This window comes from Plantactinospora sp. CA-294935, from assembly GCF_050936445.1.
In the GTDB taxonomy this organism is placed as follows: domain Bacteria; phylum Actinomycetota; class Actinomycetes; order Mycobacteriales; family Micromonosporaceae; genus Plantactinospora.
This window is the reverse complement of the sequence record NZ_JBNJMU010000001.1, coordinates 7,765,540-7,782,117: the sequence shown is the minus strand read 5'-3', so window position 1 is coordinate 7,782,117 and position 16,578 is coordinate 7,765,540. Positions and strand designations below refer to the sequence as shown.

Below are 16,578 nucleotides of genomic sequence, written 5' to 3'. Positions count from 1 at the left end.
CTCAGGCCTTCGGCAGCGAGTCGTACTCGGACTTCAGGGTGGCCTTCTGCGCCTCGGTCAGCGGCACGAACTTGGCCTCCTTGACCACCTCGTCGATGTTGGCGATGAAGAAGTCGACGAAGTCCTTGACCTGCGGCTTCGCCACACCCTTGTCGGAGACGTAGATGAACAGTGGCCGGGACAGCGGCTTGTAGGAGTTGTCCTGGGCGGTGGCGACGCTGGGCTCTACACATCCGGCACCGCCGTCGACCTTGACGATCTTCAGCTTGTCGGCGTTCTCCTCGTAGTAGGTGAACCCGAAGTAGCCGAGGCCACCCTTGGAGCCGCTGACCCCCTGGACGATGACGTTGTCGTCCTCGGACGGGGTGTAGTCGGTGCGGTGCGCGCCCTCTTCGCCGTTGATCGCACCGGTCCAGTAGTCGAAGGTGCCCGAGTCGGTCCCCGCGCCGAACAGCTTCAGCGGCTCGTTGGGGAACTTCGGGTCCACCTGGTTCCAGTTGCCGACCTTCGACCCGGGCTCCCAGATCTTCTTCAACTGCGCCACGGTCAGGCAGTCGGCCCAGGTGTTTTCCTTGGACACGACCACCGACAGGGCGTCGTTGGCGACGATCAGCTCGACGTACTTGACGCCCTTGGTGTCACACTCCTTCTTCTCCTCGTCCTTGATCGGACGGGAGGCGTCGGAGATGTCCGTCTCGCCGTTGCAGAACTTCTTGAATCCGCCACCGGTGCCGGAGATCCCGACGGTGACGTTCACCTTCGCCTGCTCCTCGGCGTAAAGGTCCGCCGCAGCCTTGCTCAGCGGGCCCACCGTGCTGGAGCCGTCGACCTTCACCTCACCGGACAACTCGGCCGCGGTATCCCCGCCCGCTGTGTCGTTGTCGCCGCCACCACAGGCGGCCAAGCCCACCGTCAGGACCAGCGCGGCTGACGCGACGCCCAGTCCACGCATTGTCTTGATCACAATTCGTCCTCTTCAGACGGTCCGGCAGTGTCCCTGCCGGACGCTCCCACGAGGTCGACGGCAACCCGCCGACACGGCCCATAAGAAGCTGTTTATGTGATCCGGGCTCTGCCGCTAGGTGAACGCAGCATGAACATAAAGACCCGTTTATATCACCAGGTCAGAGGCCGTGTCGGTTCACTTGTTGTCGTTATCCGTTCATTCCTAGTTCACTCTTCGCCTGCGGCCGAGCGACGACATGCGGCGCCCGGGCAAGTGGAACTAGACAGTGGCCAATCACTGTCCAAACCGGCCCGACGCCGGCGCGGCGCCTGACAATGGTGAAGAGCGAAGGGCCGTCTCATTGGCTCTTCCTGCCGTCGGTGCAGGGGTCAGCGGCTGGCGGGTACCGCGAGGTCGTCGAGGAGGCGGCGGACCCGGCGCTCAATCTCGTCGCGGATCGGTCGCACCTGCTCTGCGGTCTTGCCGGCTGGGTCGTCGAGGTCCCAGTTCTCGTACCGGGTGCCGGGGAAGATCGGGCAGGCGTCCCCGCAACCCATCGTGACCACCACATCGGCGGCGCGGACCACCTCGTCGGTCCACGGCTTCGGGAACTCGGTCGAGATATCGATACCGCGCTCGGCCATCGCGGCCACCGCGGCGGCGTTGACCTCCATGCCGGGTTCGGAACCGCCGGACCAGGCAACCGCGCGGTCACCGGCCAGGTGCTGGAAGAACCCCAGCGCCATCTGGCTGCGCCCGGCGTTGTGCACGCACAGGAACAGCACAACGGGACGACCATCCTGGTGCAGGCCCTCCACCCGGGCCAGAGCGTGCAGCCGCTGCCTGGCGAACCGCTCGGCGAGCAGCGGCAGGAAGTGCGGGACCGTACTGGCCAACGCGAACTGGTCGTAGCTGGTGTACAGGAACCGTTCGATCGTCTCGGTGCCGTAGATGCCGCTGAACTCGTCGCCGAGCCGTACGGCCGCGGTGTGCAGGGCGAGCTGCTGGTCGATCGAGACGTCGGCGCGGCGGCTCGCGGTGAGGTCAGTCATGGTCGCCTCCAGTGGGCAGGATGGGTGCAAGCCGCTCGATGCGGGCGGCGATGTCGGCGAACGCGGCCTCGAACGCGTCGTCGGTGTCGGCGCGGGCCGGATCCGGCACTGACCAGTGCAGCCGCGGTCGGATAGGGGCGGGCAGATGCTCGTGCGCGTTGTCGCACACCGCGATTACCAGGTCGTCGTTCCGAACCACGTCATCGACGTGTGCGGTGCGGGCCGGATCCAGGTGTAGGCCGTGCCGGCGGGCCACCCGCATCGCTCGGGGGTGGACCCGTTCGGCCGGCTCCGTGCCCGCCGACTCCGCCGGCACCTGGCTGCGGGTTGCCCAGAGGGCGGCGGCCAGCTGCGAGCGAGCCGAGTTGTGGGTACAGACGAACACCACCCGAGCGGCTGCCGGAACGGGCGACGACGTGATCACTGCCAGGGTTTCCGGGACGAGTCGCAGATAGGTGCGCCGCCGGTCGCCCTCCGACCGGGCCCGGACAACCAGACCGCTGTCGTGCAGCACCTTCAGATGGTGGGCGACCAGGTTCGTCGGCATCTGTAGCGCCTCGCCAACCTCGCCGGGTGAGGCGTCGCCCAGCATGAGCGTGTCGACGATCGCCAACCGGGCAGGCTCGCCCAACGCGGCATGCACCCGTGCCCGCAACTCTAACGAAGATCCCTCAGTATCCATTGAGTCAATAATGGCTGAGTTATCTTCGAGTGTCAACGTAGCGGACGGTGGCGGGTTCGCTCGAAGCGACGGTCGGGGTGCCATCCCGAGCCGCACGTGTGTCCCTCCCGGGACAACGAGTCCTTGGTCGCCGAGCCGGGGCCCGGCGACCAAGGCTGAAACACACCTGCCGGCAGTGGGACCTGACGGCAGGCCGGGTGGTGGCGACCGTCAGGTGCTGACCAGGGCAGCGGCGCCGCCGGCATAGGCGGCCAGTGGCGCCGTCACGTGCTCAGCGTCGCGGGCCACGCCCCGCAGCGTGTTGGAGGAGAAGGAGCGTTGGAATTCCAGCCCCACGTAGACCAACCCGGGGTGGGTGACCGAGACGCCTCCGGCGTGCAGGGGTGCACCGGACGCGTCCAGAGCGCCGAGCGGACGCAGGTAGTCCAGGTGGGGCCGGTACCCCGTCGCGAAGATCACCACGTCGACCTTCTCTGACGTCCCGTCCGGCCACAGGACACCCTCGGGCGTGAACGCGGTGAACATCGGCCGCCGTGCGAGCCGGCCCGAGGTCATCGCGTCCTGGTAGATGCCGGTGTCGAGCACCAGTGTCTGGCTGACGAAATGCGCCAACCATGCCGGTGGCAGCGAGTCGAACCCGGTGACGTCAAGCCAGTGGTGCAGGTCATGGCCGCCGTAGACCTGCGGGACGAACTGGATCGGCTGCCGGGTCGCCAGGGCCACGGTCGCGACCTCGGCCAACTCGTAGCCGACCTGCACTGCGGAGTTGCCGGCCCCGACCACCACGACGCGCTTGCCGGCGTACGGTTTCGGGTCACGGTAGGCCGCCACGTGCAGCACCTCGCCGGCGAATTCCTCGTGACCAGGCAGGACGGGCAGGTACGGGTTGCCGAAGGAGCCGCTGGCGGCCACCAGCCCGGCGGCCTCGATGCTTTCGCCGCCGACGGTCCGCACCACAAACCCCGCGCCGGCGCCCTCGCCCCGTTGCACAGTCTCGACCCGGGTGCCCGTGCGGATCTCCGCGTCCAGGCTGGCGGCGTAACGCTCGAGGTAGGCCACCACCTCATCCCGAACCGGGTAACGATCCGGATCACCGGGGAACGGCATGCCCGGCATGCCGCTGTATCGGGCGGGGGAGAAGAGAGTCAGGCTGTCGTAGTAGCTGGGCCAGGACCCTGCGGCCCTGTCCGCGGCTTCGAGCACCAGGGGACGCAGTCCTGCCTGCTGTGTCGCGCGGGCGGCTGCCAGACCCGACTGGCCGCCACCGACGATGACCACGGGCCGAGATTCGATGTTCATGAGGCCGATCATATCGTCATCTCGCGAAATCGCGATATGACGTTTTGTTCTAGGCTGATGGCATGGCAGAACCAAGCAGCCAGGAGGCGGCCAGGGCACGGCCTGGCGCGAGCGGCGGTCAGGATGGCGGCCCGCCGGAGTTGTCGGAGAAGACCCACGAGTTCCTCAAGGCCCTGGCCAGCTCGTCCCGTCAACGCATCATGCTGCTGTTCTCCCAGGGTGCGGAGCTGTCGGTCGGTGAGGTCGCCGAGCGGGCCGGCATCGGACAGTCCACGGCTTCGGAACAGCTGACGCTGCTGCGACGCGGCGGCATCCTCACCTCCCGCCGGGAGGGCAAGATCGTGCTCTACCGCGCCGACCGCGATGGCGTCATGGGGGTCCTGGACGACCTCCGGGCGTACCTCCTCACCTGCTGCTGAACAACCAGCAGCAGGCTCAGCGTGCTGGCCGCCCGGCCGCCAGCTCGGCCACCAGCTTCTCGACCCGACCCCGGATGTCGTCGCGGATCGGGCGGACCGCTTCGACGCCTTGGCCGGCCGGGTCGTCGAGCTGCCAGTCCTCGTAGCGTTTGCCCGGGAAGACTGGGCATGCATCGCCGCAGCCCATGGTGACGATCACGTCGGAGGATTCGGCGGTCTCCCACTCGAGCTTCTTCGGTGTCTGGTCGGTGATGTCGATGCCGACCTCGCGCATCGCCGCGACGGCGGCGGGATTGACCTGGTTCGCCGGTGCCGAGCCGGCGGAGCGGACCTCGACCGTGTCCCCGGCGAGGTGGCGGAGCCAGCCGGCGGCCATCTGGGAGCGGCCGGCGTTGTGGACGCAGACGAACAGGACGGTGGGCTTGTCGGACATGATCAGCTCCTTCGAGATCAGGCGGTGAGGACGGCGCGACGGGCCGTCGCCGATGGTTGCGGTGGGCTCGGCCGAGACGGTGTCTCGGCGCGCGGCATCGCGTTCAGGCAGCGGGGGCAGGTGCTGATCCAGCCGCGCCGTACGGAAGTGCGGGACGTAGGGCTCGTTGATGTGACGGCCGACTGTTTCGGAGCCGAGGTGGACAGTGACGTCGTCCTTCACCCCAACGGACGCCCGGCGAGCCGGTGTGGCGTCGTTGCACACCGGGTGCGGGATCATCGTCATGACGGGCTTCTCGCTTCGGCGGGTGAGGCCGGGAACAGACGTCGGCGCAGGGCGAGGCTGACGTAGACGAGTGCGACGAGGACGGGTACCTCGATCAGTGGTCCGACGACACCGGCGAGGGCCTGGCCGCTGGTGACGCCGAACGTACCGATCGCCACCGCGATGGCCAGCTCGAAGTTGTTGCCGGCCGCGGTGAAGGCCAGCGTCGTCGTCCGCTCGTAGCTGAGTCCGATCGCGCGGCCGAGGCCGTAGGAGCCGGCCCACATGATCGCGAAGTACGCCAGGAGCGGGACCGCGATCAGGACGACGTCCCACGGTCGGCTGGTGATGGCGTCGCCTTGCAGGGCGAACAGGATGACGATGGTGAACAGCAGCCCGTACAGGGCGGCGGGGCCGATCTTCGGCAGGAACTGTCCCTCGTACCAGGTGCGGCCCTTTGCCTGTTCGCCGAACCGTCGGGTGAGGTATCCGGCGAGCAGCGGGATGCCGAGGAAGATCAGCACGTTGCGGGCGATGTCCCAGCCGGAGACAGCCAATTCCGCACCGGACAGGCCGAGCCAGTCGGGCAGTACCGACAGGTAGAACCAGCCGAGTACGCCGAAGGCGAGGACCTGGAAGACGGAGTTGAGGGCGACGAGGACGGCGGCGGCTTCGCGGTCGCCGCAGGCGAGGTCGTTCCAGATGATCACCATGGCGATGCAGCGGGCGAGTCCGACGATGATCAGGCCGGTGCGGTATTCGGCGTGGTCGGCGAGGAAGGTCCAGGCCAGGGCGAACATGATCGCCGGGCCGATCAGCCAGTTCAGTACGAGGGAGGAGATCAGCAGGCGGCGGTCGCCGGTGACGGTGTCGAGCCGGTCGTAGCGGACCTTGGCCAGCACCGGATACATCATGACCAGCAGGCCGACGGCGATCGGCAGCGAGATTCCACCGATCTTCACCGCTTCCAGGGCGGTGTTCAGCCCGGGGATGAGTCGGCCGAGCAGGAGCCCGGCGACCATCGCCAGACCGATCCAGAAGGGCAGGAACCGGTCGAGGCGGGACAGCCGGCCGACGACGGCAGGTGCCGCGTCGGCGGTAGGGGTGGTGGTCATCAGCACTCCCGGCGGGATTCGGCGTTGGTCCGCGCGCGGGCGGCGAGGTCGGTGAGCTGGGCCGCGGCTGCTTCCAGGGCGTCGGGCAGTAGCCGGTAGTAGGTGAACCGGCCGTGTGGTTCCGTGACGACGAGGCCGGCGTCCCGCAGTTGCCGCAGGTGCCCGGAGATGTTCGGCTGCTTCGCGCCCGTGTCGGCGACCAGGTGGCAGGTACACGCCGGCCCTTGGGCGAGGAGGTCGACGATCTGCGCCCGGAGCGGGTCGGCCAACAACCTGATCACATCAGGCGCATCTGATATCAGCACGCCCTGATGTAACCATTCGTGACTGCCGTTCGTCCAGCCGGCCAGAGTGAACATCAGATGTACGGGCCACCGCGATGCGACCCGACAGCCTCCCTGGCGTGCCGAGGATGTCGGCCGGTTACGCGCTGGCCGGGATCCCGACTTCGAGCAGGCTCGCGAGCTGCCGCATGAGCCCCGGCCGCGCCCGGTAGTAGACCCAGGTGCCTCGGCGCTCGGCGTCGACGAGTCCGGCCTCGCGCAGGGTCTTGAGGTGGTGGGAGATCGTCGGCCCGGACAGGTTGAACGCCGGGGTGAGGTCGCAGACGCAGATCTCACCGGCGGGCGCCGAGGCGATCATCGACATCAGCTGAAGGCGCACGGGGTCGCCGAGCGCTTTGAAGGCCGGGGCGAGCACGGTGGCGGTCTCGGCCGGGATCCGCTGCTCGCTGATCGGCGCGCAGCAGGGCACTCCGGCGTTGAGGTCGGTCAGGCTGAGCACCGGCGTCTGCTTCGACATACGTCTAGGTTGACAGATCTCGAATCAACGTGCAACTCTCTGATTCGAAGAACGTCGAGACAGTCTCCGCGTGAGGAGGAAGCCGTGCTCTGCCTTTTCCGGCGTCGTTCCCCAGTCATGGGGGTCCGGTTCTGCGACGGCTGCGCCGAGGTCACCACCGCCGAACAGCGCGCCCGCCGCCGCTACGACCGCAGCCACACCGACATCTACCCGCTGACCCTGCCCCGCTGAACACCAGAGGAGGACCACCATGACCGTCAACGAGAGCCCCGGAGGCTTCGCCGGCGATCCGACCGCCGCGCTGACCGTGGCCGGTTCCACCGGCTGCTGCGGCAACCCGGCCCAGTCCACGAACATCGCCCTGCCCGACCCCGCCGACAGCACGGGTGGCACCTGCTGCGGCACCCCGGCGGCGGCCGTCGCCGCCAACTCCTGCTGCGCCCCGGCCGCGAAGGCCGACGCGGTCGCCACCGGACAAGGATGCTGCGGATGACCGGCCCGACCGTCGGAGCCGGCATCGACGCCGCCTTCGACGCGGCCCTAGACACGGTGTCGGCCGACCGGCTGACGGCGACCGTCACCACGCTGGCCGGCGACGCCTTCACCGGACGCCGCGTCGGCACGCCGGGCAACATCGCCGCCCGAGCCTGGCTCGCCGGACAACTGACCGACGTCGGCGCGGCCGTCGAAACCGACCCCTTTCCGGTACGGGCGGTGCCCGACATCTACACCGCGCCGACCGTGCGGTTCGACGACGGGACCACCGCGAGAGACCTGTCGTTCGGCCGTGAGGTCTCGCTACACCTCGCCTCCGCCGACCTCACCGCCCCCCGACGCGGGCCACTGGGCGTCGCAGGGACGGGCGATCCGACCGGCCGGTGGCTCGTCGTGCCGGCCGGGATGAGCTTGTTCGACGCGTACGGCCACGCCCACGGGGCGGCCGGGCTGCTGCTGCCGCGCAACGTCGACGCGGACGGGTGGCAGTTCACGATGCTGGCCGGTCCGACTCCTGGCCCGCTGCCGGTCCTCACCCTGGCAGCCGCGACCCACCACGCCGTCACCGAGGTGGCCCTGTCCGGCGCGGGCTGGTTCGTGGGCAACACACCGATACGCCGCGCCGACGTCACGGCCGGAAACCTGCACGGCCGCCTCCGGCCCGCATCGGGGGACGTGGAGCTGCTGCTGACCGCGCACTTCGACGGTGTCGGCGATCATCCCGGCCTGCGGCAGCCCGCTGCGGCCGACAACGCCAGCGGCGTCGCGGTCATCCTGGAGGCCGCCCGGGTTCTCTCCGCCAGCCTGCCTCAGGGGGTGGGCGTGTCCGTGGCATTGCTCGACGGGGAGGAGGTCGGCGCGCTCGGTTCCGCCCATCACGCCAGCCGCCTGGCCGAGGCCGGCGTGGATCCGCTGGTGATCAACGTCGACGGGGCCGGGCACCTGCATCAGGCCGCCGCTGTGGAAGCCGGCGGGCCCGCGCACGGGCTGCTCGCTCTCCTCGACCAGGCCGGCCGGCACACTGGCGTACCCCTCGTCGCGGGACCGGTCGCCTCAGACAACCGCCGCTACGCCGGGCTGGGCTTTGCGGCGATCGGTATCGGCGCTGGGATGGCCGGCTACCACAGCCCGGCCGACACGCCCGACCGAGTTGAGCCAGGCACCCTGACGGCCATTACGCAGCTCGTCGTCGCAACCGTGTGGCTCGCCGCCCGCACTCCGGCTAGATTTGAATCGTCTATCGGCGATGAACGATAGAGGTTGATGAAGGTGGGTGACGGTGGCGGAGTTGCTGGACCGGTCGGTCGCGGAGGAGTACGCGTCCTGGTTCCGGGCCCTCGCCGACCCGAGCCGGGTGCAGATCGTGGAGTATCTGGCCCGGCAGGGCCGGCCGATGAGCGTCGGGGAGATCGTCGCGGCGGTCGGGCGGGCGCAGTCGACGGTGTCGCAGCACCTGAGGATCCTTGCCGACGTCCGCTTCGTCCTCGTCGACCAGGTCGGCACCGCACGCCACTACCGGATCAACGCCGCCTGCATCAACTGCTTTCCCTCCGCCGCCGACGTGGTCATGGGCAAGCCGGCCCCGGCGCCGATCGGGGGCTGCTGATGCGGATCCGTGCCATGGAGCCTGCCGACGCCGACGTGGTGCTGGCGATCTATCAGGCCGGAATGGACGGCGGCAACGCCAGCTTCGAGACTCAGGCGCCGACCTGGGCGGCGTTCGACGCCGGCAAGCTGGCCGATCATCGTCTGGTCGCCGTCGACGACGACGGCGCCGTCATCGGCTGGGTGACTGTCTCGGCGGTGTCCAGCCGAGCCGTCTACGCCGGGGTCGTCGAGCACTCCGTCTACGTCCACCCCGCCGCGCAGGGGAACGGGGTCGGCGCGGCACTGCTCGACGCGTTGATCGCCTCAACCGAGGCCGCCGGGATCTGGACCATCCAGTCCGGCGTCTTCCCCGAGAACGCGGCCAGCTTGACCCTGCACCAACGGGCCGGCTTCCGGATCATCGGCATCCGCGAGCGGATCGGCCGCCACCGGGACAAGTGGCGCGACGTCATCCTGATCGAACGCCGCAGCCCCGCCATCACCTGACCCACCAGCCCCTATCCAGGGCAATGGCACCGCCCGACCTGCTATTTCGAGTATTTTCAAGATAGAGGAGTTGTCATGAACGACCGTATGGAAGACCTGCCCGTGGTCGTGATCGGTGCCGGCCCGGTGGGCCTGGCCGCCGCCGCCCACCTACACGAGCGCGGGCTGCCGTTCACCGTCCTGGAGGCCGGTGACGGCCCGGCCGCAGCCGTCGCCCAGTGGGGGCACGTGCGGCTGTTCTCGCCGTGGCGGTACAACGTCGACCAGGCCGCCGCCCGACTGCTGCGCGACGCCGGCTGGGTCGAGCCCGACCTTGAGGTACTGCCGACCGGCGGCGAACTCGTCGCGGACTACCTGCGACCGCTGGCGGACCTGCCCACGGTGAAGCCGAACATCCGGTACGGCACACAAGTGGTCGCCGTGACCCGGCTCGGCCTGGACCGACTCCGCACCGCCGGCCGGGAAGACACCCCGTTCCTGATCCGGCTCGCGTCCGGCGAAGACCTGCTCGCCCGCGCGGTCATCGACGCCTCCGGCACCTGGAGCACACCCAACGTCCTCGGCGCCGCCGGCATCCCCGCCCACGGAGAAGCCACCGCCGTCGGAGCGATCGAGCATGCTCTGCCCGATGTGCTCGGCGCCGACCGTGACCGGTTCGCCGGGCAGCGGGTCCTGGTCGTCGGTGCCGGCCACTCCGCCGTGAACACCCTCCTCGCCCTGGCCGAACTTGCCGAGCAGGTACCTACGACGAAGGTCAGTTGGGCGATCCGGGCTAGCAGCCCGGCCCGCACCTACGGCGGCGAGACCGCCGACGCCCTACCAGCCCGCGGGGCTCTCGGTACCCGGCTGCGCGAACACGTCGAAGCCGGGCGCATCGACCTGATCACCGGCTTCTCCGTGCACCAGCTCGCCCCGACACCGGAGGGCGGGGTGGCGGTGTCGGACGGGACCCGGACGGTGATGGTGGACCGGATCGTGTCGGCGACCGGGTTCCGGCCCGACCACTCCATCGCCACCGAGCTGCGTCTCGACCTGGACCCGATCATGGGCTCCACCCGGGCCCTCGCCCCGCTGATCGACCCCAACGAACACTCCTGCGGCACCGTGCCCCCGCATGGCGTCGATGAACTCAGCCACCCCGAACCCGGCTTTTACGGCATCGGGGTCAAGAGCTACGGACGCGCCCCGACGTTCCTGATGGCCACGGGTTACGAGCAGGCGCGTTCCGTTGTCGCCGCTCTCGCGGGTGACTGGGCGGCGGCTCGCGACGTCCAGCTCGACCTGCCCGAAACCGGTGTCTGCAACAGCAACCCGATCGTCGGCGATGACACCATCGCCGCAGGCGGCGGCTGCTGTGGAGATCCGGCGGTCGCGACGGTTCCGGCGACGAGCGGACGCGGCCTGGCCACGGGTATCGCCGGCGGCCTGCTCACCGCACCACTGGCCCTCGTCGACGTCTCCACCACACCCAGCACCGAGTCTGCCGGCGGCTGCTGCGGCAGCTGACCGATGCCCACCACCGAGCCGGTGGCCACCGAACTACCTGTCGGTGGCCGCCGGACCCGGTTCCACGGCTGGCAGATCGTCGCCGCGCTCGCGATCACCCAGACCGTCGGCTACGGCACCCTCTACTACGCCTTCGCCGTCCTCCTGCACCCGATGGCCACCGACCTACACGCCTCCACCACCACCGTCACCGGGGCGTTCACCGCCTCCGTCCTCACCTGGGCGCTCGTAGCCGTCCCCGTCGGCAGATGGCTCGACCGGCACGGCGGCCAGGCACTGATGACCACCGGCTCACTACTGGCCACCGGTCTCCTCGTCGCCTGGTCTCAGGTCCGTACCGTCACCCAGCTCTACGTTGTACTCGTCGGCATCGGGCTGGCCATGGCGATGGCCCTCTACGAGGCGGCGACCGCCGTCATCGTCTCCTGGTTCGAACCCGCACGCAGACCCCGAGCACTGCTCGCGATGATCGTCGTGGCCGGCTTCGCCAGCACCATCTTCCTGCCACTGACCGGGCAACTCGTCGCACACCACGGCTGGCGTACCGCACTGCTCATCCTCGCCGGCATCTACGGCGTGATCACCCTGCCGCTGCACGCCATCCTCGTCCGCAAACCGCCACGCGCGGCCGCGACCGCCCCGCACACCTCCCCGGCCGTACGGGCCGCAGTGGTGCGGGCCGCACTTCACGACAGCCGCTTCTGGTTCCTCGCGATCGCGTTCATCGCCCACAGCGCCGCGATGAGCACCATGACCCTTCACCTGGTCGGGTTCCTCACCGACCAGGGACACCCCGCCACGTTCGCCGCCACCGTCGCCGGACTACTCGGCGTGCTGTCGGTCACCGGCCGCCTTGTCCTCACCGGCGCGCAACAACGGGTCCGGATGACCTCCCTCGTCGCCACCGTGTTCGGGATCCAAGCCGCAGCGGCCCTTTGCCTGCCGTTGGTCGCCACCAGCCGGATCGGCGCCATCGTCGCCGTCACCGCCTTCGGGTTCGGGTTCGGCGTCGCCAGCCTCGCCGCACCCGCACTCCTCGCCGACCGCTACGGCACCACCGCCTACGCCACCATCGCCGGCGTCCTCGCCGCGCCTGTGACTGTCGCCAGAGCCTCCACCCCGCTGGCCGCCGCCGCCCTGCTCCACGGTGCCGACGGCTACACGCCCGTCCTCAGCGCCATCGGCGCCATCTGCTGCATCGCGGCAATTGCGGTCCTCGTCAAAGCCGAAACGCCCCCTCCTATAACTGATCTTGGTGCGGATGCAGCTCTCCCCTCTGCGCGTATAAACGTCAGCAGCAGCGGCGCCAGAACGGACTGAGTCTGCCGTACAAATACCCGTGGAGTCGATCATCAGGTTGGCGGTCATCGGTGCCGGCGGCCGACTGCGAAGAGATCGGTATGAGCGCGCTGGCCGCACTGAAGGCGACGGCGAAATCGTCTCCCTCGGGCTCCGACCGTGGCCGATTTCGCCCGAACGCGTGTGCGAGGTACGCTCCCAAATCAGCAGCACTCGCGTTTGGAGAGTCGGTTGAACGAATTGCCAATACCAGCCAGGCCGAGCCCCAACACACCCATCATCCGTGTGCACGAACTGGCGCACGAACTCGGGGTGGACAGCAAGACAGTGCTGGTCGCGTTGCGAGACATCGGGGAGTTCGTCAAGAGCGCCTCGTCTACGGTCCGATATCCGGTGGCCCAGCGCGTCCGGGCTCACGTCCGCGAGAGCTCCGGCGCGCGTGAACCTGCCCCGGGCCGGCCGCTCGCCCGACAGGTGCGGCCGTCCTCGACCGGCATCCGAACGCTCCGGCCCCGACCTGAGCGGCAGCGGCGAACACCCCGGGGGGACTCCTCCGCACCGTCGGAGATGGCGAAGGTGTTCCTATACCGCGCCGAGGCGCAGGAACAGCAGCAGCTTCGCCGCCGGCCCCGACACGTACTCGTGCAAAGAGCGGAGGCGCAGGCTCGCGAGTGGGCGAAGTACTGGTTTGTTCCGCAGGAGGTGGAAGAGTGGCTGGACGTTCACCCGGGGATTTCGGCCCGCGTTGCCGCCGCGCTGCGTGGGGCTGGCCTGACACCGGACGAGGCGGCAATCAGGATCACGACGCCGAGGGGCTTCACACATCGGTTGTCGATCGCCATTCGCGTTTCGTCCGGGGAAATGACAGCATCCGAAGCGGCAGAAGAGCTACGAGCTAGCGAAACCGGGCAGAGACGAACAACGTAGTCAACGTCGAGACCAAGGCATGAGCTCTCCAGTTCCGGTGTCAAGCTCAACGTCCTGGACGCTGTCCGTCCCAAGCCCAGTTATCAGGCGGGCACGTGGGGCAACAACTGGCCACCTGCGGTCTGCGATCGCAGACCGCAGTGCATCTATGCTGGTTTGCTGCCAGGTTGAATCGGCAGTGCCAAGTACGATCTGGTCGGCTTGGAGTTGTTCCGCAAGCAGCGCCCGCTTGGCAACCGCATCACGTAGTTTGCGGCCATTGCCGAGAAATCCCGGTCGTTTTGCTTCTGCAGTTATGATCTGACCGTCGCTCAGCGCGATCAGATCTGCTTCTGCGAGAGAACCGGAGTCCGCGTTCATGAGTTCCATCTCGGCGACATCGATGTAACTACGTACCTCCGATCTCAAGTGATGTGATAGCAGCAGGGGTACGTCGCCGTCCTGAACCACGTGTTCTCGAAATGTCGGGTGTAGATCATAATACCAGCGAGGCTCGGCCTGTGGCTGCTTCCATCGCTCTTGCGATAGATTGTTGCGCGCTGAGCAACGGGGACAGCCATTTACTTGCGCTAGATCACCGATACTCACAAATGCGGGCCTGCTGCATTGCGCACAGCCGAGAATAAGCCCTCTGCGCAGAATGCCCTTCTCTAGCAGCTTGTCGATGCTTTGGCGGAAATCGAGCGCCTGCTGTTCGTCGGTCGAGCCGCCGTAACGCAGGATGCCCGCGAAGGTCAAGTAGCCCTCCCAGAGTTGATCCCCGGCCCCAGTAGGGAGGGCGAATCCCTCGCCTTCCTCGAACGCGACAGTGTCCTTCTTGCCCGCCCGAAATGCTCTGAAGACGGGTAGCAGGGGCCCGGCGAACTGGGCCGCCAACCCGATACGGTCTCCAGTAAGACCTATCATCAGCTCCACACGGCGCCCCGCTGCGGAGAACCTCATCCGCCTTCCGTCTTGACGCGCCATGAGGTCGGCCCAGGTCGCTAGGCTCGGAGCCCGTAGACGGGGCCGTGCCAGTCTGGCCATCGGCGGCGTGCCCCCAGCAACAAAATCGAATCGGCCGGACTCGTAGACAACGCCATCACGGCCGCTGCGGATCCACGTCAGGTAAGAGTCCTGGCCCTGCGCGAGCAGGCTATGCCCGTCGATGCCTCGCCCGCGGGGGGCCGCAACCTCGGTCAGCTCGATGTCGACCTGCCAATGCATCGACCAAGATTCGACGAGCTCAGCAGAAAGTGCCGGAGGTGGGCATGGTGCAACCATTCCAACATCGCCAGCATCATTGCGAGTAACAGGTATGACGAAATCCTGATCAAATCTGTCGCTAGCCGCTAGATGATGAACTCCTCCAGGTAGCCAACGCGTCGTCCCGACGACAACAGCCTTCTTCCACTGCTGAGCGGTCCGCTCGAAGTCATCGCCGGACCAGGCTACCGGCGCCTGGAGATCGGTGGCAATTGCGTCAAGCTCGGTACCGTTGACAGAAGTGCTATGCAGAGCAACTCCTTCCCCCGTTCGGACAGGAGTCCAGATGACTCTACGGAGCGCATAATTGATGAGGCTGTCGGTCTGTCCGTCATTCGTCCACCAGGAGAGGGGTAGCCAGAGGCCGTTGCCGTAAAGCCTTTGGTGTATATAAGAGAGGGCAAAGTCCTCCGGTGCATCGCCTACTGAAAGTAAGGTAGGCCGCCGTTCGAAGCCTCGCCGGATCAAAGTCAGCGCGCGTTCCGTCGAGTCGAAGGCCGTGCTGAGGGCGGTCAGGTCAGGATCCATCTTGTGATCGGCATCTGGAAGCCATACCAGGGCGGCGGGTAGATCACCGAGCAGGCGGCTCGGTGCCAGCGACCAACAGGCCAGCTTGCGTGCGTCCACTTCCTCCAAACCCAGATCGCCACCGATCCTCGGCATGTCGATAACGCCGCACCTGGCAGCCACGGCCACGCCGAGAAGGCCCCCCAGATCCGGCGGAGCCGCGAGACATACGTCCACGTTGGCGTTAGGCATGTCGGCAACTTTCGTAAGTCGTGTTGCCTCGCCGTCTGCGGTCAGGGTGATGACGTCCTCATCCCAATCGTCGACGGTGTCGATCTGGCGCCTGCGATGAGGCGAACACACCCCGACAACCTGCTCCCGCGCCCGATCGTCCATTGCAGATCCCAGCGGCTGCTCGCCGTTCCTTGAAACAAACTGCGCCCGTGCCTCGCCCTCTAGCAGCTCGCCGTCAAGGCGGCAGTTAATCGACCCGGGTGTTGCCATCTCCATCAACCCCAGGGTGCGTTGGAGAGTCACCACATAGTCGGGGTCGTACATCCGTATCGCTGTCAGCAGTTCAGGATGCACCACGCCATCACGATGCGGTACGAGGATGAATCCCCGACCACCCCAGACATTGGTGCAAGCGCGCAGAGCGACGCGCGCCCAAAAGTGCCACTGGTCGTCTCCTCCGTCGAACACAACGGCCACCCTCGGAGACCGCAGACTCATCCGGAGCGTTGCGTACTGAGGACTCTCGATCATGGCTCCCTCGAACGGATGCAGCTGCGGCAAACGGAGACCGCGGCGGGCCGGCGTCGCGAGCCTAGCCATACTGCGCCACAAGGTCCGACCGGCGTAGCATTGAGACGCTGTCGGGGAGACCATCGATAGCCGTCGGACCTCTCGAACGTGATCGAGCGGTCCCGCGTCGACCCGCTCGTGGTTGGCTTTCCGGGCCGGCCGGTGCGCGAGCTGGTCGGCGACGAGTCATCCGGGTGCGGAAATGGGCACGGCTTACAAGGGCGGCTCGGTGACCCAGGCGGTCCGCTCCTGGTGGCCGTGTTCTGCGGCGGGCACCTCGTGATCCGCTGCCGTATGTGCCCGGACGTGCGCCCGGAGCCGGTCGGGCCGGACTGCGACACACGCGAGGGGCGGGTCCCGGCATCGCCGTGACCCGCCCCTCCGGCTAGTCCGCCAGGCGGACTACCACAACCCGGTTATGTCCGGGGCGTCCCGCCACCGCCGCCGAGGTGGCCGACGACCCCGCCGCCGCGCCGCTGCTGCTCCAACAGCCCGCACGCCATGCACAGCTTCACCGTGTGCCCCGGGTAGGCGTCGACCACCGCCTTCTGCTTCGGCCCGATCCATACGTCCGTCCCGCAGGCCTCGTTTTGGCATTGCGCCAGCGTGTGCTCGGTCGTCGGCGTCCACCAGGGTAGTCCCATCCCAGTCATCAACTCGTTGATGTTTCGGGGCGGGCACGCAACGATC

General features: G+C 67.9%; 19 protein-coding genes and 1 pseudogene. 10 read left to right on the top strand and 10 right to left on the bottom strand.

Features of this window, described 5'->3' with window-relative positions; all coding sequences use genetic code 11:
• Nucleotide 1: 1 nt before the first annotated feature.
• The 4 genes from ACQEVC_RS34135 to ACQEVC_RS34120 all read right to left on the bottom strand — a co-directional run bounded on the left by ACQEVC_RS34135 (nt 2) and on the right by ACQEVC_RS34120 (nt 4,054).
• Complete coding sequence (locus ACQEVC_RS34135; protein ID WP_432891870.1) at nt 2-952, bottom strand: phosphate ABC transporter substrate-binding protein PstS family protein; 951 nt, start codon at nt 950-952, stop codon at nt 2-4.
• Between the two features lie 383 nt (nt 953-1,335).
• Nucleotides 1,336-1,998, bottom strand: coding sequence for an arsenate reductase ArsC (locus ACQEVC_RS34130; RefSeq protein ID WP_432886048.1), 663 nt, complete (start codon nt 1,996-1,998; stop codon nt 1,336-1,338).
• Complete coding sequence (locus ACQEVC_RS34125) at nt 1,991-2,611, bottom strand: MarR family transcriptional regulator (RefSeq protein WP_432886046.1); 621 nt, start codon at nt 2,609-2,611, stop codon at nt 1,991-1,993. The genes ACQEVC_RS34130 and ACQEVC_RS34125 overlap by 8 nt, the downstream gene beginning before the upstream one ends.
• Before the next feature lie 279 nt (nt 2,612-2,890).
• Complete coding sequence (locus ACQEVC_RS34120) at nt 2,891-4,054, bottom strand: flavin-containing monooxygenase (RefSeq protein WP_432886044.1); 1,164 nt, start codon at nt 4,052-4,054, stop codon at nt 2,891-2,893.
• Here ACQEVC_RS34120 and ACQEVC_RS34115 point away from each other — a divergent pair.
• Nucleotides 4,042-4,398, top strand: coding sequence for an ArsR/SmtB family transcription factor (locus ACQEVC_RS34115; protein WP_432886042.1), 357 nt, complete (start codon nt 4,042-4,044; stop codon nt 4,396-4,398). The two genes, ACQEVC_RS34120 and ACQEVC_RS34115, sit on opposite strands and share 13 nt — an antisense overlap.
• 16 nt (nt 4,399-4,414) lie before the next feature.
• Here the strand turns inward: ACQEVC_RS34115 and ACQEVC_RS34110 are convergent, their stop codons facing one another.
• The 4 genes from ACQEVC_RS34110 to ACQEVC_RS34095 all read right to left on the bottom strand — a co-directional run bounded on the left by ACQEVC_RS34110 (nt 4,415) and on the right by ACQEVC_RS34095 (nt 7,011).
• Nucleotides 4,415-4,831, bottom strand: a complete 417-nt coding sequence (locus ACQEVC_RS34110) for an arsenate reductase ArsC (protein ID WP_432891867.1) — start codon at nt 4,829-4,831, stop codon at nt 4,415-4,417.
• Between the two features lie 281 nt (nt 4,832-5,112).
• Nucleotides 5,113-6,210, bottom strand: a complete 1,098-nt coding sequence (arsB, locus tag ACQEVC_RS34105) for an ACR3 family arsenite efflux transporter (RefSeq protein WP_432886040.1) — start codon at nt 6,208-6,210, stop codon at nt 5,113-5,115.
• Entirely contained in the window at nt 6,210-6,515 is a 306-nt protein-coding gene (locus ACQEVC_RS34100; protein ID WP_432886038.1) for an ArsR/SmtB family transcription factor, read from the bottom strand. The genes arsB and ACQEVC_RS34100 overlap by 1 nt, the downstream gene beginning before the upstream one ends.
• A 118-nt stretch (nt 6,516-6,633) precedes the next feature.
• Nucleotides 6,634-7,011, bottom strand: a complete 378-nt coding sequence (locus tag ACQEVC_RS34095) for an ArsR/SmtB family transcription factor (RefSeq protein ID WP_432886035.1) — start codon at nt 7,009-7,011, stop codon at nt 6,634-6,636.
• Between the two features lie 84 nt (nt 7,012-7,095).
• On the opposite strand from ACQEVC_RS34095, the gene ACQEVC_RS34090 reads away from it, so the two are divergent.
• The 9 genes and pseudogenes from ACQEVC_RS34090 to ACQEVC_RS34050 all read left to right on the top strand — a co-directional run bounded on the left by ACQEVC_RS34090 (nt 7,096) and on the right by ACQEVC_RS34050 (nt 13,332).
• The gene (locus ACQEVC_RS34090) at nt 7,096-7,242 is read left to right on the top strand and encodes a hypothetical protein (protein WP_432886033.1); all 147 of its coding nucleotides are present in this window, start codon (nt 7,096-7,098) and stop codon (nt 7,240-7,242) included.
• 19 nt (nt 7,243-7,261) lie between these two features.
• Nucleotides 7,262-7,504, top strand: coding sequence for a hypothetical protein (locus ACQEVC_RS34085; protein ID WP_196202642.1), 243 nt, complete (start codon nt 7,262-7,264; stop codon nt 7,502-7,504).
• Nucleotides 7,501-8,763: a M28 family peptidase gene (locus ACQEVC_RS34080; RefSeq protein ID WP_432886031.1), complete on the top strand. Its 1,263-nt coding sequence runs from the start codon at nt 7,501-7,503 to the stop codon at nt 8,761-8,763. The genes ACQEVC_RS34085 and ACQEVC_RS34080 overlap by 4 nt, the downstream gene beginning before the upstream one ends.
• 22 nt (nt 8,764-8,785) lie before the next feature.
• Nucleotides 8,786-9,112 carry an ArsR/SmtB family transcription factor gene (locus ACQEVC_RS34075; protein WP_432886029.1) on the top strand — a complete coding sequence of 109 codons (327 nt, stop codon included), beginning with the start codon at nt 8,786-8,788 and terminating at the stop codon, nt 9,110-9,112.
• Nucleotides 9,113-9,126: 14 nt separating this feature from the next.
• Nucleotides 9,127-9,600, top strand: a complete 474-nt coding sequence (locus ACQEVC_RS34070; protein WP_432886027.1) for an N-acetyltransferase family protein — start codon at nt 9,127-9,129, stop codon at nt 9,598-9,600.
• Nucleotides 9,601-9,675: 75 nt separating this feature from the next.
• Nucleotides 9,676-11,106 carry an FAD-dependent oxidoreductase gene (locus ACQEVC_RS34065; protein ID WP_432886025.1) on the top strand — a complete coding sequence of 477 codons (1,431 nt, stop codon included), beginning with the start codon at nt 9,676-9,678 and terminating at the stop codon, nt 11,104-11,106.
• Between the two features lie 3 nt (nt 11,107-11,109).
• The gene (locus ACQEVC_RS34060; protein WP_432886023.1) at nt 11,110-12,426 is read left to right on the top strand and encodes an MFS transporter; all 1,317 of its coding nucleotides are present in this window, start codon (nt 11,110-11,112) and stop codon (nt 12,424-12,426) included.
• A gap of 138 nt (nt 12,427-12,564) precedes the next feature.
• Nucleotides 12,565-12,756 (top strand): annotated as a pseudogene (locus ACQEVC_RS34055) (hypothetical protein); the annotation flags it as partial.
• 216 nt (nt 12,757-12,972) lie between these two features.
• Complete coding sequence (locus ACQEVC_RS34050; RefSeq protein ID WP_432892123.1) at nt 12,973-13,332, top strand: hypothetical protein; 360 nt, start codon at nt 12,973-12,975, stop codon at nt 13,330-13,332.
• On the opposite strand, the gene ACQEVC_RS34045 is transcribed toward ACQEVC_RS34050, so the two are convergent.
• Both ACQEVC_RS34045 and ACQEVC_RS34040 read right to left on the bottom strand, forming a co-directional pair.
• Entirely contained in the window at nt 13,333-15,786 is a 2,454-nt protein-coding gene (locus ACQEVC_RS34045) for a hypothetical protein (RefSeq protein WP_432886021.1), read from the bottom strand.
• A 518-nt stretch (nt 15,787-16,304) separates the two neighbouring features.
• Complete coding sequence (locus tag ACQEVC_RS34040; protein WP_432886019.1) at nt 16,305-16,541, bottom strand: hypothetical protein; 237 nt, start codon at nt 16,539-16,541, stop codon at nt 16,305-16,307.
• Nucleotides 16,542-16,578 lie beyond the last annotated feature (37 nt).

Bases quoted from the DNA above. Each gene is read 5' to 3' on its own strand.
- ACQEVC_RS34135 (WP_432891870.1), bottom strand. From the start codon at position 952: ATGCGTGGACTGGGCGTCGCGTCAGCCGCGCTGGTCCTGACGGTGGGC.
- ACQEVC_RS34130 (WP_432886048.1), bottom strand. From the start codon at position 1,998: ATGACTGACCTCACCGCGAGCCGCCGCGCCGACGTCTCGATCGACCAG.
- ACQEVC_RS34115 (WP_432886042.1), top strand. From the start codon at position 4,042: ATGGCAGAACCAAGCAGCCAGGAGGCGGCCAGGGCACGGCCTGGCGCG.
- ACQEVC_RS34110 (WP_432891867.1), bottom strand. From the start codon at position 4,831: ATGTCCGACAAGCCCACCGTCCTGTTCGTCTGCGTCCACAACGCCGGC.
- arsB (WP_432886040.1), bottom strand. From the start codon at position 6,210: ATGACCACCACCCCTACCGCCGACGCGGCACCTGCCGTCGTCGGCCGG.
- ACQEVC_RS34095 (WP_432886035.1), bottom strand. From the start codon at position 7,011: ATGTCGAAGCAGACGCCGGTGCTCAGCCTGACCGACCTCAACGCCGGA.
- ACQEVC_RS34085 (WP_196202642.1), top strand. From the start codon at position 7,262: ATGACCGTCAACGAGAGCCCCGGAGGCTTCGCCGGCGATCCGACCGCC.
- ACQEVC_RS34080 (WP_432886031.1), top strand. From the start codon at position 7,501: ATGACCGGCCCGACCGTCGGAGCCGGCATCGACGCCGCCTTCGACGCG.
- ACQEVC_RS34070 (WP_432886027.1), top strand. From the start codon at position 9,127: ATGGAGCCTGCCGACGCCGACGTGGTGCTGGCGATCTATCAGGCCGGA.
- ACQEVC_RS34065 (WP_432886025.1), top strand. From the start codon at position 9,676: ATGAACGACCGTATGGAAGACCTGCCCGTGGTCGTGATCGGTGCCGGC.
- ACQEVC_RS34060 (WP_432886023.1), top strand. From the start codon at position 11,110: ATGCCCACCACCGAGCCGGTGGCCACCGAACTACCTGTCGGTGGCCGC.
- ACQEVC_RS34050 (WP_432892123.1), top strand. From the start codon at position 12,973: ATGGCGAAGGTGTTCCTATACCGCGCCGAGGCGCAGGAACAGCAGCAG.
- ACQEVC_RS34040 (WP_432886019.1), bottom strand. From the start codon at position 16,541: ATGACTGGGATGGGACTACCCTGGTGGACGCCGACGACCGAGCACACG.